Annotated in this window: 25 protein-coding genes; all 25 read right to left on the bottom strand. The window is 70.5% G+C overall.

All coding sequences use genetic code 11. The annotated features are described in order from the left end of the window. Window positions 1–10: 10 nt before the first annotated feature. The gene (locus JSQ78_RS00510) at window positions 11–925 is read right to left on the bottom strand and encodes a M23 family metallopeptidase (protein ID WP_211448546.1); all 915 of its coding nucleotides are present in this window, start codon (window positions 923–925) and stop codon (window positions 11–13) included. Beyond that, a complete protein-coding gene (locus JSQ78_RS00505) occupies window positions 925–1,572 on the bottom strand; it encodes a hypothetical protein (protein WP_211448544.1) in 648 nt (215 codons plus the stop codon). The genes JSQ78_RS00510 and JSQ78_RS00505 overlap by 1 nt, the downstream gene beginning before the upstream one ends. Beyond that, entirely contained in the window at window positions 1,572–2,462 is an 891-nt protein-coding gene (locus tag JSQ78_RS00500; RefSeq protein ID WP_211448542.1) for a hypothetical protein, read from the bottom strand. Before JSQ78_RS00500 ends, JSQ78_RS00505 begins: the two co-directional genes overlap by 1 nt. 1 nt (window position 2,463) lies before the next feature. Then, window positions 2,464–3,603 (bottom strand): hypothetical protein, encoded by a 1,140-nt coding sequence (locus JSQ78_RS00495; RefSeq protein WP_211448541.1) that lies wholly within the window; start codon window positions 3,601–3,603, stop codon window positions 2,464–2,466. After that, window positions 3,604–4,455, bottom strand: a complete 852-nt coding sequence (locus JSQ78_RS00490; protein WP_211448539.1) for a hypothetical protein — start codon at window positions 4,453–4,455, stop codon at window positions 3,604–3,606. Then, on the bottom strand, window positions 4,455–7,370 hold the full coding sequence (locus tag JSQ78_RS00485) for a phage tail tape measure protein (RefSeq protein WP_211448537.1): 2,916 nt from the start codon (window positions 7,368–7,370) through the stop codon (window positions 4,455–4,457). Before JSQ78_RS00485 ends, JSQ78_RS00490 begins: the two co-directional genes overlap by 1 nt. Window positions 7,371–7,396: 26 nt before the next feature. Next, window positions 7,397–7,768 carry a hypothetical protein gene (locus JSQ78_RS00480; protein ID WP_211448536.1) on the bottom strand — a complete coding sequence of 124 codons (372 nt, stop codon included), beginning with the start codon at window positions 7,766–7,768 and terminating at the stop codon, window positions 7,397–7,399. Between the two features lie 56 nt (window positions 7,769–7,824). Beyond that, window positions 7,825–8,439, bottom strand: coding sequence for a hypothetical protein (locus JSQ78_RS00475; protein ID WP_211448534.1), 615 nt, complete (start codon window positions 8,437–8,439; stop codon window positions 7,825–7,827). 93 nt (window positions 8,440–8,532) lie between these two features. After that, the gene (locus JSQ78_RS00470; protein WP_211448532.1) at window positions 8,533–9,036 is read right to left on the bottom strand and encodes a phage tail tube protein; all 504 of its coding nucleotides are present in this window, start codon (window positions 9,034–9,036) and stop codon (window positions 8,533–8,535) included. Beyond that, a complete protein-coding gene (locus JSQ78_RS00465) occupies window positions 9,033–9,284 on the bottom strand; it encodes a hypothetical protein (RefSeq protein ID WP_211448530.1) in 252 nt (83 codons plus the stop codon). The genes JSQ78_RS00470 and JSQ78_RS00465 overlap by 4 nt, the downstream gene beginning before the upstream one ends. After that, window positions 9,284–9,718 carry a hypothetical protein gene (locus JSQ78_RS00460; RefSeq protein WP_211448528.1) on the bottom strand — a complete coding sequence of 145 codons (435 nt, stop codon included), beginning with the start codon at window positions 9,716–9,718 and terminating at the stop codon, window positions 9,284–9,286. Before JSQ78_RS00460 ends, JSQ78_RS00465 begins: the two co-directional genes overlap by 1 nt. Beyond that, window positions 9,715–10,137, bottom strand: coding sequence for a hypothetical protein (locus tag JSQ78_RS00455; protein ID WP_211448526.1), 423 nt, complete (start codon window positions 10,135–10,137; stop codon window positions 9,715–9,717). The genes JSQ78_RS00460 and JSQ78_RS00455 overlap by 4 nt, the downstream gene beginning before the upstream one ends. A 9-nt stretch (window positions 10,138–10,146) precedes the next feature. Further along, the gene (locus JSQ78_RS00450) at window positions 10,147–10,551 is read right to left on the bottom strand and encodes a DUF6093 family protein (RefSeq protein WP_211448525.1); all 405 of its coding nucleotides are present in this window, start codon (window positions 10,549–10,551) and stop codon (window positions 10,147–10,149) included. Between the two features lie 8 nt (window positions 10,552–10,559). Next, window positions 10,560–11,018, bottom strand: a complete 459-nt coding sequence (locus tag JSQ78_RS00445; protein ID WP_211448523.1) for a hypothetical protein — start codon at window positions 11,016–11,018, stop codon at window positions 10,560–10,562. A gap of 2 nt (window positions 11,019–11,020) precedes the next feature. Further along, window positions 11,021–11,917 (bottom strand): major capsid protein, encoded by an 897-nt coding sequence (locus JSQ78_RS00440; RefSeq protein ID WP_211448521.1) that lies wholly within the window; start codon window positions 11,915–11,917, stop codon window positions 11,021–11,023. A 41-nt stretch (window positions 11,918–11,958) separates the two neighbouring features. Then, window positions 11,959–12,579, bottom strand: coding sequence for a hypothetical protein (locus JSQ78_RS00435; protein WP_211448520.1), 621 nt, complete (start codon window positions 12,577–12,579; stop codon window positions 11,959–11,961). Between the two features lie 68 nt (window positions 12,580–12,647). Next, window positions 12,648–13,409 carry a VG15 protein gene (locus JSQ78_RS00430; RefSeq protein ID WP_211448518.1) on the bottom strand — a complete coding sequence of 254 codons (762 nt, stop codon included), beginning with the start codon at window positions 13,407–13,409 and terminating at the stop codon, window positions 12,648–12,650. Further along, window positions 13,393–14,718, bottom strand: coding sequence for a phage portal protein (locus JSQ78_RS00425; RefSeq protein WP_211448516.1), 1,326 nt, complete (start codon window positions 14,716–14,718; stop codon window positions 13,393–13,395). Before JSQ78_RS00425 ends, JSQ78_RS00430 begins: the two co-directional genes overlap by 17 nt. After that, window positions 14,718–16,496, bottom strand: coding sequence for a terminase (locus JSQ78_RS00420; RefSeq protein ID WP_502756126.1), 1,779 nt, complete (start codon window positions 16,494–16,496; stop codon window positions 14,718–14,720). Before JSQ78_RS00420 ends, JSQ78_RS00425 begins: the two co-directional genes overlap by 1 nt. Before the next feature lie 5 nt (window positions 16,497–16,501). Then, window positions 16,502–16,861, bottom strand: coding sequence for a terminase (locus tag JSQ78_RS00415; protein ID WP_211448514.1), 360 nt, complete (start codon window positions 16,859–16,861; stop codon window positions 16,502–16,504). Window positions 16,862–16,898: 37 nt separating this feature from the next. Further along, on the bottom strand, window positions 16,899–17,501 hold the full coding sequence (locus JSQ78_RS00410) for a bifunctional DNA primase/polymerase (RefSeq protein WP_211448512.1): 603 nt from the start codon (window positions 17,499–17,501) through the stop codon (window positions 16,899–16,901). Window positions 17,502–18,077: 576 nt separating this feature from the next. After that, window positions 18,078–18,380 (bottom strand): hypothetical protein, encoded by a 303-nt coding sequence (locus JSQ78_RS00405; RefSeq protein WP_211448510.1) that lies wholly within the window; start codon window positions 18,378–18,380, stop codon window positions 18,078–18,080. Continuing rightward, window positions 18,377–18,679: an HNH endonuclease gene (locus JSQ78_RS00400; protein WP_211448508.1), complete on the bottom strand. Its 303-nt coding sequence runs from the start codon at window positions 18,677–18,679 to the stop codon at window positions 18,377–18,379. The genes JSQ78_RS00405 and JSQ78_RS00400 overlap by 4 nt, the downstream gene beginning before the upstream one ends. Window positions 18,680–19,213: 534 nt before the next feature. Further along, window positions 19,214–20,134: an LAPAL motif-containing putative phage structural protein gene (locus JSQ78_RS00395; RefSeq protein ID WP_249295753.1), complete on the bottom strand. Its 921-nt coding sequence runs from the start codon at window positions 20,132–20,134 to the stop codon at window positions 19,214–19,216. A gap of 137 nt (window positions 20,135–20,271) precedes the next feature. Then, window positions 20,272–20,496 carry a hypothetical protein gene (locus tag JSQ78_RS00390; RefSeq protein WP_211448506.1) on the bottom strand — a complete coding sequence of 75 codons (225 nt, stop codon included), beginning with the start codon at window positions 20,494–20,496 and terminating at the stop codon, window positions 20,272–20,274. Window positions 20,497–20,612 lie beyond the last annotated feature (116 nt).

The following is a 20,612-nucleotide window of genomic DNA, read 5'->3' as shown; positions in this document are numbered from 1 at the left end:
GGTCGAGGGGTCAGCGAGCGCGGTTCACGAGCGCGTCGACCATCTCCTGCGCGAGGCCCTGGTGGAGCAGCGAGGTGGCGAGCTCGCTCTCGTCGAGGTCGACGCCCTGCGCGGACGCCTGCGCACGCACCGCGTCGAGGACGCCCGCGATGGCGGTCGGGACCGCGTTCAGCGCGTCGGAGACGGTGCCCTGAGTCGCCAGCGCGCGCGCCTCGTCGAACTGGCGGTCGTTGAGGCCGACCACCTCCGTCGACGGGCCCCAGACGGCGAGCGCCGAACTGAGGAACTCGGCGCGGATGTGGGAGTAGTAGCCCGCGCCGACGAGCGCCAGCCCCCGGTTCGGTGCCTGGATGATTCGCATGTCGTCGTCCTCTCGGGTCAGCGCCGCCACGATCGGGTCGGGCAGGCGGTTCTCGGTCTTCGTGGTCGCGGGCTTGAGTTCGCCGAACACGTCGCCCGACCAGGGCAGCAGCGGCGTCGGGTCGATCGACCGCCACCGGTTCGGGGCGTGCTCGATCCACACGCCGTGGTGCAGGTGCGCGGCGAACACGCCGGTCCTGCCTGTGCGCGCGATCATCGTGCCCGTCTCGACGCGCTGACCGGGCTTCACGAGCACGTCGGAGAGGTGCCCGTCGTTGTGGTCGCGGCCGTCGTCGCCGCGGTAGACGACCTGGTTGCCGCCACCACCCGGACGGAAGATCGAGCGGCCGTAGGAACGGCCAGGCTTCGACGGCGACGCCCACCCGTCGATCACCTGGATGACAGTCCCGCCGATCACGGGGTAGACGGGCGTCCCGACCGGCGCTCGAGTGTCGACGCCCTCATGGTCGTTCGCCGACACCTTCCCGCCCGGCATCAGCACCGGGGCGCGCTTCCCGTACTTCCCCGTGCGGATCAGGGGGATGCGCAGCGGGGATGCGTACATCAGTCGGCCTGCACGTCGAGGTACATGTTCAGCGACACGTGCGCCGCCGCCGTCCCAGGCACCACAATCCACATGCCCACGTCATGCTTGCCAGCCGGCAGATCAGCCTCGAACACGAGCTTGAACGACAGGGGCGTGTTGCCGCGCGAGTTGTTGTGGACCGTCGTCGCCGCCGCCCGCAACCCATCCGTGTGCTTCGCCCCATTCAGGTACGGGATGATCTGCGCCGCCGAGTTCCCCGGCGACATCCACGTCGACAAGATCGACACGACCACATGCCGGGGCGTGGTGAGCGTGATCGGCCCGACCCGGCGACCCTCCGACCCCGTCGGGATCGTCCACTCCGCCGTCTCGTCCACGCGCAGCAGGATCGTGCGCGCCGACGTACGCACCCACGACACGGCCGGCGACACCGCCACACACAGGTACGTGATCCCCGTGTCCGTCTCGTAGAACTCGAGCCCCCGCCACGCCTGCTCAGCCGCGGTCGTCGACACCGACAGTGCCGCACGATCCGCCTTCGTCCCCACGCGACGGTTCCCGACCGCGCCCGCGAACTCGCCCACCTCCTGCAGCTTCGGCCACAGCTCCGCGTTCGAGTCGGGACCGTACTTCGGGAAGCCCTTAGGTCCGTAACTGTCAGCCATCAGCTTCTCCATTCGATGTCGAGCGCGAACGACATCGGGTCGTCCGTGAGCTTCTTGTAGATGTCCGAACCGGACGGGACAGTCGCGCCGATCGTGGACAGGCCACGCGGGGCGACTTTCAGCAGGTCGATGACCTCGAGCGGGATCGGTACCCAGCCGGTTCTGGCCGGGAGCGGGAAGTCCCCGCCCACCTGCACCCGCGCCTGCGGACCCGCGCCCTCGATCACCTGCAGCTTCGGGCCGCCGAGCTGCGACGACCGCACCGACAGGAACAGCCGCGCCGACACGATCGTCGCGCCGTCCGGGATGGAGTCCGCGACCGTCGACCCGTACCAGGCGGCCGACGCCTGCCCGATCCCGTAGTTCGGGAACCACGACAGGTTCGGCGCACCGCCAGAGAGACGGTGGTATCCAGCGGCCGTCGCGAGGAACGGCGATGGATGGTAGTGGCCGGGGAGCGCCTCGAACACTGGCGACACAGGTGCCGCGACCGGTGTCGTCGACACCTTGCCGCGCACCAGCCCGCCTGCCTCCGACCAGTCGATCGCGACGTCGTCATCGACCGCGGGCGTGTACGCGGCCATGTACGGCAGCTCGAACGACTCCCCGCCAGCGAGGACAGTAACGAACGGGGTGCCGGTCGCCGTGATCCGTCCGCGCGTCGGCGGCGACTTCACCGGTCCCAGCACGAGGTAGCCGGAGTCGCGCAGCTCGATGTTCACGACCGCGCCCGGCACCGGCTGCACCGTCCCCGCGAACGGGAGGGTCACGTCAGCGCCCTGCACCGTCACGACCGCGAACGCGCCCTGCATGCGCCGGTAGATCCCGGTTAGTGCCCGCCCGTGCTGCTTCGACGTCTGCTGGGCGACCGCGCGCGACAGTCTCGACACGTCACACCCCCAGCAGGTTCGCCTCGTCGAGCGTGCGCACGATGTCGACCGTGAGCGTCATCGTCGCGTCCGCCTTCCACACCACCTCGACGACGACCGCCGTGTACGTGTGCGCGTCCTGCTCCACCTCGATCGTGTCCCCGACCTCGACGCGAGGGTCGAGGATCGCGGGGAACGACGTCCGGTACGCCTTCTGCTGCGACGACTGCTCGAGGATCTTCGTGACCGCCGAGCGCGCCTGCTCGGCCGTCTTGACGAACGGCGACGAGTAGAAGCGGGTGCGGCGCCCGAACGGGCCATCCACCCTGAGCGGCCCATCCGTGATCTGCGCGGGCGGGACGACGATCGGGTTCCGGTCGTCATCCTCGAAGATCCCGACGACCTCGTTGTAGACGCCCGCCGAGGACATGCCGATCTCGAAGTCGAGGACCGTCGAGCCCTTGAATGGGAACCGCCGGACGGGGATCGACGGCTCATCCGGCAGCACCGTCAACGCGCCGTCCGCGGTCACGTACGGGGTGCCGCCCAGCGCCGCCGCGATCTCCTGCACGGCCTTGATGCGGCCACCGTCCGACATCTCGTACGTGATCGACGCCGGCACCGGCACGGTCGCGCCGCGACGCTCGATCCGCATCCCCGTCAGGCGCGCGAGCTCCTGCCACGCATCCGACGTGTGCACCGGCTTCTCGGGCTTCGCGAACTCCGCCGCCCGCACCGCCTCCAACTGATCCGCGAGCGCGAGCTTCACGTACGAGCCGACCGTGATGATCCGAGCAGAGTGGACGAGATTCTCGTCGCGCGCGGAAGGGACGTCGACGATGCGGAACCGGCCGGCGGGGATCGTCTCCCCGAACTCGCCCGCCCGGATCGTGAGCAGCGGCATCACCTCTTGCCCGAACGGGGCAAGGCGGGCCGTGAACTCGCGCGGCGTCAACGACGACCCATCCGGCATCTGCACCTGCACGAGCACCGACCCGGAACCGGGCACGTCCGCGGACTTCACCCAGCGCAACTCCCAGGACCGATCGACCGTGAGGCCCTCGAGGGTGCGGTCAGCGCCGTAGAACGCGTCGAGCCGCATGTCGAGCTCGTACTGGCCGCCATCGAGGATCGCCTTCAGGTCGTCGGTCACTGCACGCATTCAGGAGCCTCCAGAGCCGGCGATCTCGTACCGGCGAGACAGGGCCAGCAAGGTCGGGTTGTCCGCGGCAAGCGCGCCGAGGGTCGGGTAGTAGGCGGCGATGTCGCCGAGCGTCAGCAACGGCCGCACGAGCGACGGGACTGGCGAGTCGACCTCGTCGGCTCGCATCCGCCATGCGACCTCTTCGGTCCACATCGCCGTGTCGGGGATCGCGACCGGCTCGTAGACGGCGGCGAACCACACGGGGTCGAGCAGGGTAAAGCGCAGCGCGGCCGGGATTCGCACGCAGAGGATCGGCATGCGCGACGTCGTGCTGTCGCCGAAGAGCGCGTCGAAGCGGGCAGCCTCCTGCGCCGTGTCGGTGACGACGTCGAGCGAAACGCCGATGAGCCCTCGTCGACGCTCGGACTGTGCTATGCCGAGACGCCGTCCTTGCCCCCACACCACCCGGCCGGGTACCGGCCGAGAGATCGACTGGGCGAACCCTCGGCCAGGGTGCACCCAGACCGCTGTCCGCGGGTCGAGTGGATTGTGCAGCAGCAGACGCGGGCGCCCGTCGAGGAATCGGGGCGAGATGATCCGTGTCGTCGCCGGCTCCGAGAAGCCGAGATCGTCGCCCGCCGAGTCGAACCACTGAACTCGGTAGGTGATGTCCACATCCATGGGCGCCTCGTAGTCGACGCGCGACAGCGCCCCTGACACGGACACGCGGATCGCGTCGCGCACCTGGGCTTGCCGTCCCTCGACGGTGCGGTGCACGGTAGCGAACGCCGCCGCACTCGGCACTGCATCGTCGAAGATCCCGACTCGTGGGCAGGGTGCGTCGTCCGACGCAGGCTCAAGCACCAGCATCAACGACCTCCCAGCCTGTAGTCCAGTGCCGCTCGGTCGTCAGCGTCGTGGATCCGTGCGTCAGTGATCGCCGCGATCTCCCCGCGCAGGTACTCGCCGGTGAACGGGCTCTGCACGAGCACGGTGAGCCCCTCGAGCGACGCGGGAGCGACGTGTACCGACGGCGCTGCCACGTAGTGCGCGGCACCGACGAGCCCGCCACCGGCAAACGCGGGGACGATGCCGCCGGCGTTCATCCACTCGAGCAGCGCCCGGTTCGTCGAGTGGGACGTCGCGAGCGCGTTCATGATGAACTCGCCGGACGCTGCGCGGATGACCATGTTGTCGACGGAGGAGGGCGGGCCCGGGAGGATGCCGCCGGAGGCGCGGCCGATCATGCCTGGCATCGCCTGCGACCCGACGCCGAAGCCTCCGCGTGCTTGGGCGGCGACGTTGACGTTCATCGTCCGGGTGCGGAGGAAGAACTGCACGTCCGCTTCGGCCTGCGCGGTGGAGATCGACACGTTGGTGTTGATGCCCTCGGGGATCCGGCCGAGCGCGCGCTGGTAGAGCGAGGCCATCGTCTCGGCCTGCGGGGCGGTGTTCGTGACGGCCGTGTGCACGGCGTCGGGGATGAGCCCGTACCGGTCGGCGAGCACGTTGGCCTGCTCGGCGTTAATGCCGGCCGCCTCCGCCCCCTCCAGGAACGCATCTCGTGCTTCCTGGACTCGCGCCGTCGCACCGATGGTGTCCCCGTCGAGCTCGATCATCGACGCGGCCGCCTCGAGCGCGTTCTCGGCGACCTTCGACAGCATCGCCTCGGCGTCCCGGCCCGCCTGCGTGGACAGGTCGATGTCGCCGGCGGCGGTGAGCAGAGCGGGCGAGAGCCCCTCTGCGATCGCTGCCTGGAGGTCATCGACCGACTGGTAGTAGGCGGCCGTAGCGTCCTGGGCGCCGTAGTAGAGCTCGTTCAGCCCACGGATCTCGTCAGCGAGGCCGGCGATCTCGTCAGCGGTGGTCTGCGCCTGTTCCGCGAGCGTCCGCGCGGCATCCGTCGACTCGCCCGCGGCCGTGGCGCTCTCCTCCATCGCGAACGCGACGAGCTGCTCCTGCTGCTGCAGCTCCGACCCCGAAGTAACGTTCCGGCCCTGCTGGGTCGCCTGCTCGATCAGCGCGTCGCGCCACTCGGGCATGCGGTTGATGAGCGTGCCGATCTGCTCCTCGGTGAGGTTCGCGTCGTCGGCGAGCGCCTGGAACATCGAACGCGCCGCGTCGACGTTCCCGCCGCGCGCGGTCTCCGCGAGCTGCGCGCCGATCTCGTTGAGGTTGTTCGCGAGACCGTCGAGCCTCGCGGCGGCCGTCGCCGCCTCGTCGCCCCCGAGCGCGTCCATCCAGAGGATGCGATGCGAGCCCATCTCGTCGAGCGCGGAGCCAAGGCTGTCGACTCCGAATTGCAGCTCGCCCGCGGTCTCGAGCAGCGTCTGGCCGGAGCGCGTGCCCGTCTGGAGGACGTTCTGCCACTCCGACGACGACGCGGACGCGGCCGAGATAGCCGCAGTGAGCCCGATGACAGCACCCGTCGCGACGGTGAGGGCGATGCCCCAGGGCCCGCCGAGAAGGGCGGACACGCCCGCGAGCGTGCTGCGCGAGCCCGCCGCGGTCGTCGTCATGAGCGCCCACGCCGCGCGCGTCTCCGCGATGCGGGGGATGAGCGTCAGCATCGCGCCGCTCGTGAGGCCGAGCGCGCCGACGAGGCCGAGCGCCGCCAGGGCCGCGATCTGCATCGGCTCGGGCATGTCGGTGAAGCCGTTGATGACGGCCGTCGCTGCCTGCACGAGCGCCCGCATCGGACCATCGCCGGCCTCGCCGAGCTCGATCATGAACGTCTCGGCCGAACCGCTGAGCTCTTCGAGGTCGCCCCTGAGATTGTCGAGCCGCATCGCCGCGGTCTCGGCCGCGTAGCCGGAGTCGTCGACCGCGTCAGTCCACTCCTGCACGCCATCAGCGCCCGCGCGGTAAAGCGCGGTCGCAGCCGTGATCGTCTCCCGGCCGAAGACGATGCCCATCGAGGCATCGCGCGAGGCTCCATCCATGTCGCTGTACGCCATCGAGAGCTGCTCGGCGGCGTTGCGAAGGCCGAGGAAGTTGCCCTCGGAGTCGTAGAGCGTGAGCCCGAGCGCCTCGATCTCGCGCCGGGCGGCGGCCGACGGTGAGGTGAGCGAGGCGAGCACGCCGCGCAGCGATGTTCCGGCCTGCTCGCCGATGATGCCCTGCTGCGCGAACAGCGCGAGCACGCCGGTCGTCTCCTCGATGGAGACGCCCATCGAGGCCGCGATCGGGCCGACGAACTTGAGGCCGTTGGCGAGGTCGTCGACGGAGCCGACTGCCTTGCCCGCGCCCGCGGCGAGCAGGTCGGCGACGTGCGTAGCCTGCTCGCCGCTGAGGCGGAACTGCTGCAGCGTGATCGCGGTGATCTCCGCCGCGCGCGCGACCTCGAGCTCACCCGCGGCCGCGAGGTCGAGGGCGGCGGTGAGGCCGCCGCCGAGTATCTGCGCCGTCGAGAGGCCCGCCTTCGCGAGCTCCTCGATCGCCTGCGCCGCCTCCTCTGCCGAGTAGACGGTGGCGGCGCCCGCGTCGAGCGCGGCCTGCCGCAGCAGCTCCTGCTCCTCCGCGGATGCGTGGGTCGCCGCCTGCACGTTCGACATCGCCGCGTCGAACGACGCGTACGAGGCGACGGCTGCGGTGAACCCTGCGGCGGCGAGCACGCCGATCGAGAGCGCGACCGCTCCGACGCGCTGGTACGCCTCCTGCTGGCGCCGCAGCTGCTCCTCGACCTTGCTCGCGGTGTCCTGGGACTTCCGCGCGACCTCGTCGAAGGTCCGGAGGTACTGCGCGGCGTCGGCGGTGAGCCTGACGGAGACGGTGCGCTCGGCCACAGATCGCCTCCCGTCGGCATGAGTTGCTAGGTGCCCGGCTCCCGCTCGACGCGGCGCACGGTGAAGTGCGTCGAGCGGAGGATCAGCGATCGCTCGCGCTCGTCGATGCCGGCCTCTTCGAGCTGCTGCTCGAACTCGCGGGCCGCCTCCAACTGCGCGCGCAGCGCCCAGTCCGTGACGGGCAGATCCGTCTCGTAGCGGTGCGTGTGCTCGGGGCTGTCGGGGTTCGCCTGCTTGCCGACGCTCTCGGAGTAGGGCTGCCCGTGGGGTCCCGTCTCCTGCTCGAGCAGGTGCGCGGCGATCATCAGATCGACCTCGTCGGTGTCCCACTCGGGCTCGGTGTGCACGAGCGTCTCGACCATGCGGCCCGCGTCGTCGTAGACGTGCTCGTGCAGCACGGCCGGCGTCCACCCCAGCAGTCGCCGGTGGGAGATGCCGAGCCGTGCGGCGGTGGCTACTTCGAGTCGGAGGCGGGCGTCACCGACGAGGCGGCTTTTAGGTGCCCCACCCCCTGGAAGCCGTCGCTGGAGTTGAGGTTCAGCACGGCGAGCCGGATGCGGTCGAAGTCGCCGTCGGTGATCGTCGCGCGCAGCTCCTTGACGTCGTCCTCGCTGAGCGCATCGAGGGTCTCCTCGTCGCCGTCGCCGTCGACGTAGTAGCCGCTGTCGGGGAGCGCGGCGAGTGCGACGGCCTCGGTGTTGAAGCCCGCGGCGCGGTCGGCCGGCATCGCCTTCTCGGGGACGGGGAACTTGCGCTTGAGGCGCGAGAAGTGGTCGCCCGGGAGCGCGCGCACCTCGATCGTGAGCAACTCGCTGGCGATCTGCTCGTCGAGCTCGCGAGCGGCGGCGAGCGCGTCCTGGAGGCGCCGCTCGACGTCGGAGACCTGGCCGAGGCGCTCGTCGACGGCGCCCTTCTTGGCGGCCTTGTTGTACTCCTCCGCGGCCTGCGCCGCGGCGCGCACGTCGGCGATGCGGCGGTCGCGCTCGTCTCGCAGCTCGCCGTCGAGGCAGATATCGACGCGCATCGACTTGTAGGTGGTCCGCTTGAGGCGGTCCTTGATCTTGGACATGGATGGTCCTCTCACCGTTCTCACCGTGGGTGGGGAATGCCTGGCCGGGTCGCGACGGTGAGAGCGCGGCCCGGCCAGGGGTCAGAGGTGTCGCTAGGCGACGACGGCGACGTCCTCGTAGACCTCGCCGATGAACGGGCGGACGCGCTTCGTGAAGTCGCCGTCGCCGGTGGGCGGCATCTTGAAGGTCTCGATGTCCGTGACCTCCTTGACGTCGACCTTCTGCGCGGCGGCGATCTCGGTCGCGTTGGGCACCGCCCAGCGCTCGACGAGGTAGCCGGCGGCGCCTTCGACGAGCACGCTCGCGGCCACGTCCTCCTCGTCGCCGAAGACGATCGTCGACTCGAGGCCGTAGGTCGTCTGGCCGCGCGTGGTGCGGACCGTCGCCTTCGTGAGCCGCTCGTCGTTGAGACGCTGCGTCTCCTTGGAGGGCGTGTAGCCGCCCTTCTTGTGCGAGTAGGTCACCTTCTTCACCGTCGGGGCGGTGAGCTCGGCGACCGTGGGCTTGGCGGGGTCGGCGAGGCCCCCCTCCGGCACCCACAGGACGAGGAAGTTCCCCGCCTGGGGCACCGCGCCGGGCGTTGCTTCGAGGGTCATGCGACCTCTCCCTTCGTGTCGGTCCCCTCAGCGGGAACGGTCGGCGTCGGCTGGTTCGCCGCTGCCGGGGTCTTCGTCTCGCGCGAGCGCCGCTTCGGGCGCGGTGCCGGCGCGTGCGGCCTGCCGGTCGCCTCGACCTGCTCGCGGATCGTCTTGGGCGCCGGCTCGTACTCGTCCGGCCAGCGGTCGAGGGTGACCTGCGGGACGTCCCGCACGACCTTCGAGTGCTTGTCGCGCATGATGGGCATCAGCTGCCTCCAGCCGGGGTCGTGAACCAGGCGAACTCGTCTTCGTGGAACCAGCGGCCGTCGCCGACGTCGGGGTCGAAGCCGATCGGGCTGACGAGCGAGCCCTCGTGCCGGATGGGCGCGGATGCGCGGCCGGGCACTTCGAGGCGGGCGCCGATGAGGCGCGTGCGCGCGTGATCGATGGCGGCGCGCGCCTCGCGCGCCGTGGTGCCGACGCCGCGGACGATGACGACCACGTTGTGGTTCGCCTGCGCGCCGGTGAGGCGCGGATCGGCGGCGTCGAAGCCGGTGAACGCGAGCAGGTAGCGCTGCGGCCGCTCGACGCCGCGCGGGATGCCGGAGTCGAACACGTCGCGGTCGCTGAACGGCGCGGCGCGGAGCCGCGCGAGCACGCGGTCGACGTAGGGCTGGATCTCGTAGGTCAGTTCGCTCACGTCAGTCCCCTCATCGCGTCGTCGACGGCGGCGGCCATGCGGCCCTCGAAGGTGTCGATGACCGCGGCGAGCACGCGCTCGGCGCTGTGCACGGCGGGGACGCCGTCGACGGAGCCTTCCTGGAACCAACCGGCCATGGCGCCCTGTCGTCGAGCGAGGCTGGGGCCGATCTCGGCCTCGTAGCCGCGCGCGAGCCCGAGCAGGTGCTGGAGGCTGCCGCCAAGCGCGCGGACGTCGTAGTCGATCGACGTCGGCGCGTGCCGCAGCCGCGATCCGGTGACCTCGCGCAGCGAGTCGCGCCACTCGTCCCGCGCGTCGAAGGCGCTGGCCTCGAGTGCTGGCACGAGGTACTGGTTGAGGTTCGACGGCACCTGCTGGAACTCGTGAGCGAGCTCGTGCAGCTCGTGCGCGTCGGCCACGGTCGCCTCCTACGAGTAGAAGTCGACGCGCAGGCGGCGCGCGGTGGCGTCGGTCTGCGTGTGGTCGCCGACGACGCGGCACCGGCGGCCGACGTTCCCCTCGTCGTTCTCGGATGCGGTGATCTCGAAGACGGTGCCGACCGGGATGCTCGACGACGTCGCGATCGGCAGCGACATGACCGCACCCTGCACGGTCACGAGCTGGCCCTGGTCGTCGCGGTCCGTGGCCTGCGCGTTGCCGAAGCGCACCCGGGCGGGGCCCGTGTAGACCACGCGCTCCGGGTACGTCTCGGTCTTCGTCTCGTCGTCCCACTCCGGCGCGCCGGAGCGGTCGGTGAGGGTGCCCTTGACGGTGTCGGTCATGCGCTTCTCGGCGCGGCGGCGGCCGCGATCGAGCATCCGGCTCGGGCTCATCGGCGCTCCTAGTACCAGGGGAACTCGACGCCCGGCGTTTCGGTGGGCACGGTGCCCGCCGCCGGGGCCGCTGCGGGCTCGCGGACCGTCGAGACGGTGCCGAGACCGCTGCGGCCCGCGTCGCGGATCGCCGCGAGCTGCCGCCGCTCCGAGGCGGTGAGGTAGGCGCCGGCCTCCTGAACCTTGAAGCCCTCGGTGAGGTCGTCGATGCCACCGCTCGTGCGCGCCTCGCGGTTGTCGTAGACCCGTGATGCGCAGTAGATCGTGACGTTGACGACCGACTCGGGCAGGTTCTGCTCGAGCTTGCCGTCGTCGCCGAGCCAGGTGCGTCCGGTCTCGTCTCGCACGAGACCGGACGCGACCCGGAGGCACCAGCCAGCGCGCTTGTGCTCGGCGGTCCCGTCGGCGATCGTCTCGCCGAGGAACTCGGCGAGCTCCGTCACGCTGGCCAGTGCCTCGCGAGCCATGGCTACGGCGTCTCCGTGAGCGACGCCGAGACGGCGAAGCTCGCCTCGAGCGTGTCCGCGCCGAAGAACGTGTCGACGACCGACTGGTCCTCGAGCTGGAGCGGGTTGTAGTGCTGGATCCAGCGCAGGGCGAAGCCGTCCTGCGCGACGGTGGCCGACTTCGCGGCGCCCTCCGGCTCACGCGAGGGGCGCGTGACGTGGGCGAAGGCGTCGCGGTGGTAGCCGATGCCGAAGTCCTCGGGCAGGGCCGGGTCGCTGATGATCGTGAAGCCGAACAGGCGACCGATGGTCGCGTTGCGCAGCGTCTCGCTCGTGCCCGACTCGTTCTGCTTCTGCAGCAGCTCGTCGGACAGCGCCGCGGCCTCCATGCCGGAGCCGACCGCGAAGGTGCGGCCGACGGCCGGCACGTGCCGGTCGTTGAGGACCTTCCGCGCCTGGATGAGCGCCTGGCGGAAGTTCGACCCGTCGGGGTCGATCGTCGGGATGGCCGCGTCGGTGGCGATCGCGGTCATCTGCGTCACGAGCGGCGCGGCGAGCTCGTCGACGACCGACTCCGCCTGGGGCCGGAGCACCTGGCGGGTGAGGTCCATGAGCGAGAACGTCGCGAAGTCGTCGGGCAGGCGGACCGCGTTGTAGACCTGGTCCTCGAGCGTGACCGGGAACCAGGTCTCGGTCAGCTCGTTGAACTGGATCGCCTCGCGGGCGGTGCGCTGCGCCTTCGTGTAGACCTTCGCCTTGCCGGCGGAGATCGGGCGACGGACGTTGACGGTCTGGCCGCGGCCGGCGACGAACTCCGTCGAGAAGTCCTGCCGCACCGTGCGGGTGAGGCCCGAGAGCCAGCGGATCGACGCGATGGTCGCGCGCGCCGCCTGCTCAGGCGTGTACAGGGTGTGAGCCACGGTGGCTCTCCTTTCGTGAGGCCCGCACGGTGCCGTGCTGGCTAGTTGTCGAAGACCGACGACGCGAACTTGTGCGTATCCGCGGTCTCGTCGATCGGTGCCTCCGTGGGGTCGCCGCCGCCGCGCAGGCGCTGCTTCGGCTGGTCCGTCGGGGGCTTCTTGCGCTTGTCGCCGTTCGTGAGCTCGAGCAGCTCCTGGGCGTCCTCGAGCAGCTCCTCCTCGGTCGTGCCGGTGAGGCGCTTCGCGAGCTTGAGCGGCAGGCCGTGCTCGAGCGCCACGCGGAGTCGCAGGTTCTCGGCCTCCAGGGTCGAGACCTTGTCGGCGGCGCCCTTGTTGGCGGCTGCCTCGTCCTCCGCTGCCTTCGCGCGCTTGCGGAGGTTGGCGTTCTCGCGGTTCTTCTTGCGGATGCGCTCGGCGGCGGCCGCGGCGTCGAACTGCTGCTCGTCGTCGGGCTCGTCCTGCTCCTCGGAGCCGTCGGAGTCGTCGTCGGAGTCCTCCTGGGACTCCTGCTCGTCGGGCTCGTCGGCGTCGTCGTCGTAGCCGGGGCCGTCGGAGGCGGCGGCTCCGGCTGCCGCGCCCTCGACGAACCGGAGCCGGGGGCGGCTCGGGATCAGCGGGAGTGCGACGTCGAGGACGTGGCTGAGCGTGGGGTGGTCGTGCATGGTGCCCTCCTGGGGCTGGTCGGGCCGTCCTCCAGGGACGGCGTGGTGCCCGACGAGCGTCGGGTGGTCTAGGCGGGCCAGTCGCGGCGCAGGATGGGGAGCACGGTCTTCTCGACGCGGGGCAGGCCCATCGCGTCGACCTCGGCGGCGGCCGCCTCGTAGCGCTCGATGAATCGCTGCTCGGCGGCGTTCGGCTCCCACCCGCCGTAGACGATCTCGGCCGTGCATCCGCATCCGCCGTGGTAGCGGAGGCCCGATCCGCCGATCTCCTGCGCGCGCTGGCGGGAGCCGTAGACGGGGCCGCGGCTCGCGAGCATGCCGCAGAACGGGCACGGGTCACCGTCGGTGACGCGGCGCCAACCGACCGCGCGGCCGTCCGCACGTGTGGAGCGATCGACGATGAGGCGGCCGCCGCGGAGCACCTGGCGGCGAGCGATGCCCGCGAGCGCCACGATGCCTCCCGCGTGCGCCTCGCGCGGGTCGACGCCCTTCGCGATCCGTTGCTTGACCGCGACTGGCCCGGCGATGTGCAGAGCAGCCGTGGTCTCGGCGCGAGCGAAGGGCGCGCTCACCGTCGGCCCCGCGGGGTCGCCGAGCTCGGCGTCGCGGTACATCGGCACGTAGCGCGCGGCGAGAGCCGCGGAGTCGCGGTGCATCGACTCGTAGACGGCCAGGTTGCTCGCGAGCCACGCCGGCTCGGAGCGGTCGAGGTCGGCGACGTCGAGCCGCGGCCAGAGGCGGCGAGCCGCGACCTCGGCCTTCGCCGCGATCGCGAGCTGCTGACGCCGGTGCGCTTCGGTGAGGCGTCGGCCCTCAGCCGTCCGTGCCACGGATCTGCCGATCCAGTGCCGCCGCGAGCTGCACGTCCGCGTCGGGGTTGTTGCGCTTGTACTCCAGCCAGGTGCGCGCTTCCTCGGCCGAGACGGTCGGGATGCGGTCCCAGAGCTTCTCCGCCGGCACGCCGAGCATGGTCGCGACCTTGCCGAGCGCGTCGGCCGCCTGCGCGAGCGAGCGCGAGCCGTGATCGGCCCACTGGATGCTCAGCGAGAAGTCCTCCGCGTCGACCTCGCGCCCCTCGACGTGCGCGGCGAGCCGAAGCGTCTGCGCGTGCGAGTCGCCGAAGCCGGTCTTGCGGTCCCGCGTCTTCGAGTCGAGCGTGTTCCGCGCCTCCTCGATCGCGTCGGCCGAGAGGTTGATCATCTTGCCCGTGTAGGCGTGCGCGGGCGTCTGCGAGAGGGCCGCGAACCACTCGACGTCGAGCTCGAGCGCCTTGAGGATCGGCTCGAGGTTCGTCTCGTCGAGGGTGTCGAACGTGACGCCCTGGCCGCCGGTGAGGATGTCCTCGTGGCGCAGCAGCATCTTCTGCTGCTCGCGCTCGGTGTCGGTCGCGGGCCGCTCGAGGCCGGTCGCGGTGCGCACCTTCCACGAGTTGAAGTGCTGGATCAGCAGCCGGTCGTAGGTCGTCTTGTCGATACGACGCGCGACCTTGATGAGCGGCTCGATCTCGCCGGGCGTGCGCCCCTCGAGGTCGATCTCGTTCGAGTAGCGCACCGCCGGCGCGACGCCGACGTCGTGAAGGTCGAAGTCCACGAACTGCACCCGGCCGTCCTGCTCGACGAGGGTGTACTGGGCCTCCTCGTCGACGACCGTGTAGCGGTTGCCGTTGACGATGATGAAGTAGGCCGGGTACTCGTCGACGACCGCGTCCTCGTAGACCGCGAAGAGGTCGCGGGGCGAGCGGCCGCGGATGACCGCGCCCGTGTCGCCGGGCAGCACCGTCGTGTAGGCGTACCCGAAGGCGAGCGCGCTGCGATGGATCGCGCGCTGGCGCGAGCCCATGCGGTTGCGCTGCCAGGGCAGCCACAGGCCGGCGACGGTCTTCTCGTTGGCGCCGGGCCGCGAGGTGCGGCAGAGCTCCGCCTCGAGCTGCTGCCCGAGGGTCGTCACGAGCAGGCGCATCCACGGGGACTCGGCGAGCTCGCGGAGGTCCTTCGCCTCCTTGGATGCGCGCGAGGGCAGCTTGACCTGCTCGGGCGTCCACCGCCACCACTTGTCGATGATGTCGAGGCGTGCACGCTCGAGTCTCCACCCGGGCAGGAGCACGTCGTTGGTGAGGCCGACGACGGCCTGCTGGGACATCACCACACGGCACCTCCTCCGGTCTTGCTGCTGCTCATGACGAGGCGCCGCACCATGCGCGCGCCGCATAGACCGACGGCGAGGTCGATCTTGCGCTTCGACTCGCGCGACTCCTTGGCGATCGAGACGATGCCCTGCACCGGGTAGCGGCGGGCGTTCAGCAGATGGCGGCGCATGCGCGCGTCGCCGTCCCAGGTGAATGCCGCCGAGCGGATCTCCTCGAGCGTGAACGCGACCGCGTTGGCGAACTGCTTCGAGCGCTCCCGCGCCGTCATGTCGAACATGACCGCGTGCCCGTTGCGGCCCGGCGTGCCGTCCGCCCACACGCGCAGCTGGTCGCGGTAACGCAGGTGCCACTCCTCGAACAGCGGGTCCCAGAAGCGGTCGGTCGTCTCGTCGTCGGTGACGTGCGAGGGGTCGCCGAAGAACGCCACCGGGCGCCACTGCTCGAACGCCATCTTGATCTTCGCGTCGACGTCCTCCCGCGGCACGATCCAACCGTCGCCGCGCTTGCCGGGCGGTCGCTGCCACATGCCGAGCGTGAAGACGTGCCCGTCGATCATGCGGCAGCCCACGAGCGCGGTTGCGTCGTCGGACTTCGAGCAGTCGAGGAAGAGCACGATCTCCTCGCCGCGCTCGACGGTGACGTCGAAGTCGCGCAGCGGGTCGATCTCGGCGGGCTCGGTCCACGCATCCTCGGCCGCGGTGATCTGGTTGTACCACTTGCGGCGCGACTCGGACGGGGCGTTGAGCGGGTTCGAAATCGACTTCTTGATCCGGTCGAGGTCCAGCCAGATGGCATCGCCGCGCACGGCGCGCACCACCTCGGGGGCGGCGTCGAGCGTGAGCGGCGCGTCCTCGGGCGCCTCGAGCGAGTCGTAGAGCACACCGAAGTCGACGACCTTCGGGCGCCGGTCGGCGTCCTCCGCGTCGGGGTCGCCCCAGGTGTCCTCGATCGCCTCGCGCAGCCGCTGCGCGACCGAGTCCTGGCCCGGCCGGTAGGCGTTGAAGATGTCGAGCATCCGGGCGGGGCTGTCGACCTCGGACTTCGAGGCGTTGCCCTCGATCGCGCCGGCCATGTCGTGGCCCTGGTTCGACTCGAGCCAGTTCTGCGTCTCGTTGCGGATGATCTGCGTCGGCCGGCCGCCCTCGATCGCGAGCACCGACGAGGTGACGGCCTGGATCTGCCGCGTGTCGCCGAGCCCCCAGACGTTCTCCTTGCCGACCTGGATGCCGTAGCGCAACCGAGCCTCTGGCGTGAAGAGCGACGGGAAGAGCTTCATGGTGTTCTTCGTCTGCTCGAGCGAGACGGCGATGACCTGCACCCACGCGCGGTCGTTGTCGCGGCCGATGGGCCGGTCGCCCTCCCAGTGGTCAAACAGCGTCGGCGCGAACATGCCGCCAGCGGAGACAGTCGCGGCGAGCGGGTCCTTGCCCCAGCCCTTCAGCCGCTGCAGCGCGCCGGAGTGGTAGCGGAAGCGGCCGTGCTCGTCGAGGGCGTAGTACCAGAGCAGGAAGCGCGCCTGCTCGGGCGTGAACTGCCACGGGCCCTTGCGGCCGCGGAGCCACATGCCGCACCACGCGAGGAAGCGCCAGCCGAGGGTTGCCTCGGGCAGGACCCAGCCGTTCTCCCACTGCCACGTCGGGCCGATGCGCACCGGCTGCCACTGCAGGTCGGTCGGCGGCGTGGTGCGCTCGAGCATGTCGGCGTACCAGCGCTCGATCTCGAGGTACTCCGCCTCGTCCGAGCGGTGGAAGGCCGGCGCGGAACGCGCCACGGCCATCAGCTGACCTGCGTCCCGAACGCCGCGGCCCAGCGCGACTGCGCTGCGCCCCGCTGCTGGTTCGTCTCGCCCGCGCCCATCTCGTCGGGCAGCTTGAGGCGCCCGAGCAGGCTCGCGAGCGTGACCCGGTGCTGACGGACCTCGCTCAGCAGCGGGTGCGCGACGATCTGGCCCATCGAGCCGGTCGTCGTCAGGTCAGCATCGACGAGGGCTTCCTCGATCGACTTGATGATGTCGGCCTCACCGCATGCAGCGCGCAGGATCTCGAGCTCGTCGGTGCGCAGCTCGTAGCGCTTGACGGTCTCGCGCCAGAGCTTGCGCCCGGTCGTGCCGAGCCCGCGGGGTGCCGAGGGAGCCATCGGTGTCCTCCTGGGACGCTGACGCGCCGCCAGGGCGCTAGAGAGCCGAGGCGAGCACCTCGGAGAGGTCGGCGAGCCCCAGCGGCGCGTCACGGAACCGTTCACCCGTGACGGCCATGAAGCGGCCCGTCGAGTAGACCTCGAGCTCGACGCCGGCCGAACGGAAGTTGCGGCCCGGCGCCTCGGGCAGGAGGCCGAAGATGTGGATGCCCGTGCCCGACTGCGACACCTCCATGAACGTCGGCGGGCATGCGTTGATGATCCGCTCGGCCCACCGCTCGAGGGAGCCGTCGGGACGGATGCAGTGGTCGAGGTCGATGCAGCCGACGCCGTCGCCGAGCGCGAAGCCGAGGCCGGCGCCCTCGCTCGAGCGCTTCGCGGCCTCGAACGACGCCCACGTCGAGGGGTCGGTCGAGGAAGCGGCACGGCCGGCGACGGTGACGGGCTTCTTGGTCCAGCGGTCACCGCGGCGGACGGGGCGCCACCGCATCCAGCGGTCGGCGGCGACCATCTCGGCCGGGAACGGGGCCCGCTTCGAGGCCCGGTGGGCGGCGACGCGGCATGCCCCCGAGCAGAAGCGCGCGTCGGACCGGGCGAGCGTCATGCCCGCACCGCACTGGGCGCAGCTTCGGAAGGTCATGCGCCGAGTCTACACGGTGTAACGGCTATTTTCAGTGATTTAGCGGAATGTGCCCACGGTGGCTCGATCGACCCTCAAGCAGAGCCGTCGCCGACGCCGCGACGGCGTCGAAGGTCGGCGAGGCGGAGAACGCGCGGCAGCGGGCCTGTCCGGCGCTCTCCCGGCCCCAGAAAAAAACAGCCGAGCGGCGCACGCAGGATCGGAGTTGCTATCCGGCGGTTGGGAGGCGAACCGAAGGGGAGGTACCCCCCACCCGTCGGTGGCGGCCGCCCTAGGCGGTCATCGGCGACCGCGGGCGACCGCCAGCGCGGCGGTCAGGAGGAGCGCTGCCATGCCGGCCGCGAGTGCGGTCATCGCGACGGGCAGACCGCATCGGTAGGCGTCGGGCTCGGGCATGGTGACGCCTCCGGAAGTGTGCGGCCCGCTTCTATGCAGGGAGGCCAGTCCTGCCGAGCGCTCGCGACGGAACTTCGCGGCTCGGTGTTCAGTTGTGTCCCCAACCGAAGGGCATGGAGCCTGGCCGCGCTTCGAACTCTTCGGGATGAAGAGACGCGGCCAGGAGTGCGTCAGCCTGCGCTACTCGGCGCTGGACTCGTCGTCGGCCTCGAGCGCGGCGCGGAGGTCGGCGACCTTCGTGCCCTCGGGCTTGATGTGCTTCGCCTCGTCGTCGCGGTCGGCGTTGCGCTTGTCGATCTCCGCCTTGAGCTTCTCGCCGGTGAGCTTCGCGTAGGGCGAGGTGTCCTCGTCCTTGCCGCTCGCCGACTCGACGGCCTCGGCGCTGCCGCTCTCGATGAGCTGCTCGGCGACGCCGTCGGTGACGTCGATGACGTCGCCCTCCTTGCGACCGCCAGCGCGACGGGTGAGCTTGACCTGCTTCATGTGATCCTCCCGGGATGGTTCTCTGTGGGGCGTCGGCGGAGTGCCGCGCGTTCTGCGTTCTGGCGGGCGTTGTCGGCCCGGGTCTTCGCGTCGTGGCAGGGACGGCTGAGCCACTGCAGATTGCCGAGGCCGTGGTCATCGCCGGGGCGAACGTGGTCGCAGTCGGTGCCGATGCCGTTGCAGTGGGGCGCGTGGCGCTTCGCTTCGCAGCGGCCGCCGGCTCGGCGCTTCACCTGCTTGCGGAGGTCGTCCCAATCCTCGGGAAGCCGGGAGCGGCGATCGCTCGTGTCCCAGGCCATGGCGGGCCTCCGTGCTCGCGGTGCTCGTGATCGACGCGCAGCGAGGGGACGACGAAGCATGCGCCGCAGGTCGAGCAGCGGTGCCCGGAGCCTGCTCGCGTGTTCGCCACCTCGCCGCCCCTCGGTCAGCTCGAGCGGCGGCGTCTGCTCTTCCGTGACGTCAGGTGCCAGCCGCGGCAGTCGGGGCATCGGTACGCGCGCTGCTCGGTCTTCGGCCGGCCGGCGTTGTCGATCCGCTGGATCTGGGACAGCGCGAGGAGCGCTGCGATCCGATCGCGGTAGCGCGTCTTCGAGCAGGTCATGGCCGCACGGTAAGTGCGACCGCTGACACGCGCCCAGGCAGCCGACTATGTACGCGGCGCTTCCCACTTTCGCAGGTGCGCCATCCCGATCGTCGCGGACACCACCGCTGGGATCATTACGAGTGGGGTCACTGCTCGATCGACGATCAGCCAGTATGCGAACGCACCGCACACCAGGCCGATGAGGAGCAGCATCGCGCTGGCCGCGTCCAGCCGACGCCTTGCACCCTGCTTACGCCTCGTCGTCACCTGCCGCTCTCCTATGGCTGTCGACGTGGAGGACGGTCCAACTAGTGCGGGACCGCCCGTTCTTCACGATCTTGTTCTCGCGAACCCGAAGGTGGAAGAGATCACTCTTTCGGATCGCCAAGCCGTTCGCAACCTTCTGCAGGAACTCCTTGTCCTCAACGATCGCAGACCGAGTCTGCTCCTTCGTCTTAACCTTCCACTTCGTCGGGTCGTCGAAGTTGATGGCTGACATGCGGGCTTCGACGGTGAAGATGTGGTCGCTTTCCTCGATCTCGTCGTCGGGCCGCACAGCGTCGTAGTCCGCACGCTTGAGCACGAAGGACTCAGGGGCCTCGAGTTCGGCTTCCGGGGCGGCCTCGACCATCTCGGGGTCGCTCGCGACGTCGACCGCCTCAACGCGGGCGTCGCTGAGCGGGGCAAGAATCTGCTGGAGCTGCTTCTTGCGCCGGCGCTTCCGCTTCTGCAGTTCATCGAAGGCGGCCGCCGGGATCTCCTGGGCGGTGTCGTCCTGCCACATGACCTTCACCCGACCGTTCTCCAGGCGCTCGTAGTCCTTGAGCTCAGCGCGCGCGGACTTCGTCGCCCACCAGATCACGTTGGCGAGCGACGGGACGCCGGCCGCCGTGCCGACCACCGCCGCTGTCTCCCAGTTCTCGGTCACGACTCTCACGACCTCGATGAGGAACGAACCCTCCTGCGGCGGCCGTACCAGCACCTCGGAGTCGATCGGCCCGTCAGTGAAGACGCCTGCCTTATCGAAGTCGCTGGTGAGGCCGACGAGGCCCTGCAACACCTCCGCGACGTGAGAGGCCCGGAGCTCGTGCAGGTCCCCACCTCCCTCGTTTTCTCCGGTGAAACGAAGGGTCAGGGAGTCGACGACGCGCTTGGTCGGATCTTCGGCCATGTACGAAACGTACCCTGCACGGATCCTCCTGATCGACGACGGGCCGAGGCGGGGGAACGCGAATGGGCCCGGAGTCCATCCGGGCCCATTCATCTCGCACGCGTAGCGTATCACGCACGGTGCGAAGGATGCGGAGGCTACGAGTCGGCGCGGCGCGGGCGCCCGGCCGACATCCGGTCGCGCATCTCCTTGTCGACCTGTACCAGGCGGCTCTCGAGCGTCTTCGCGACGGTGCGGCCCGTGTAGTCGTCGCGCACCTGGTAGAAGCGGATGAGGCCCTTCTGCCGCCACTCCTGCAGCGTGCGCTTCCTTCGGTCGACGCGGGCCATCGCCTCGTCCATGCTCAGCAAGCGATCATCCACGACACGTCACCTGCTCGGGCGCGTCGGTGATGCGATCGTTCGCGGGGAGGTCGAACACCATGCGGCTGCAGCACGGCGTGAGCCCTTCGCCTGGATGAGGGCAGCGGTGGATGCGC

Source organism: Agrococcus sp. Marseille-Q4369 (assembly GCF_018308945.1).
In the GTDB taxonomy this organism is placed as follows: Bacteria; Actinomycetota; Actinomycetes; order Actinomycetales; family Microbacteriaceae; genus Agrococcus.
Note: the sequence above shows the minus strand (reverse complement) of the source record. Positions and strands in the feature narration are given on the sequence as shown.

Coding starts and splice junctions, on each gene's coding strand:
- JSQ78_RS00510 (WP_211448546.1), bottom strand. CDS start 925: ATGTACGCATCCCCGCTGCGCATCCCCCTGATCCGCACGGGGAAGTAC.
- JSQ78_RS00505 (WP_211448544.1), bottom strand. CDS start 1,572: ATGGCTGACAGTTACGGACCTAAGGGCTTCCCGAAGTACGGTCCCGAC.
- JSQ78_RS00495 (WP_211448541.1), bottom strand. CDS start 3,603: ATGCGTGCAGTGACCGACGACCTGAAGGCGATCCTCGATGGCGGCCAG.
- JSQ78_RS00490 (WP_211448539.1), bottom strand. CDS start 4,455: ATGCTGGTGCTTGAGCCTGCGTCGGACGACGCACCCTGCCCACGAGTC.
- JSQ78_RS00475 (WP_211448534.1), bottom strand. CDS start 8,439: ATGTCCAAGATCAAGGACCGCCTCAAGCGGACCACCTACAAGTCGATG.
- JSQ78_RS00470 (WP_211448532.1), bottom strand. CDS start 9,036: ATGACCCTCGAAGCAACGCCCGGCGCGGTGCCCCAGGCGGGGAACTTC.
- JSQ78_RS00465 (WP_211448530.1), bottom strand. CDS start 9,284: ATGCCCATCATGCGCGACAAGCACTCGAAGGTCGTGCGGGACGTCCCG.
- JSQ78_RS00450 (WP_211448525.1), bottom strand. CDS start 10,551: ATGAGCCCGAGCCGGATGCTCGATCGCGGCCGCCGCCGCGCCGAGAAG.
- JSQ78_RS00445 (WP_211448523.1), bottom strand. CDS start 11,018: ATGGCTCGCGAGGCACTGGCCAGCGTGACGGAGCTCGCCGAGTTCCTC.
- JSQ78_RS00435 (WP_211448520.1), bottom strand. CDS start 12,579: ATGCACGACCACCCCACGCTCAGCCACGTCCTCGACGTCGCACTCCCG.
- JSQ78_RS00425 (WP_211448516.1), bottom strand. CDS start 14,718: ATGTCCCAGCAGGCCGTCGTCGGCCTCACCAACGACGTGCTCCTGCCC.
- JSQ78_RS00415 (WP_211448514.1), bottom strand. CDS start 16,861: ATGGCTCCCTCGGCACCCCGCGGGCTCGGCACGACCGGGCGCAAGCTC.
- JSQ78_RS00410 (WP_211448512.1), bottom strand. CDS start 17,501: ATGACCTTCCGAAGCTGCGCCCAGTGCGGTGCGGGCATGACGCTCGCC.
- JSQ78_RS00405 (WP_211448510.1), bottom strand. CDS start 18,380: ATGAAGCAGGTCAAGCTCACCCGTCGCGCTGGCGGTCGCAAGGAGGGC.
- JSQ78_RS00400 (WP_211448508.1), bottom strand. CDS start 18,679: ATGGCCTGGGACACGAGCGATCGCCGCTCCCGGCTTCCCGAGGATTGG.
- JSQ78_RS00395 (WP_249295753.1), bottom strand. CDS start 20,134: ATGGCCGAAGATCCGACCAAGCGCGTCGTCGACTCCCTGACCCTTCGT.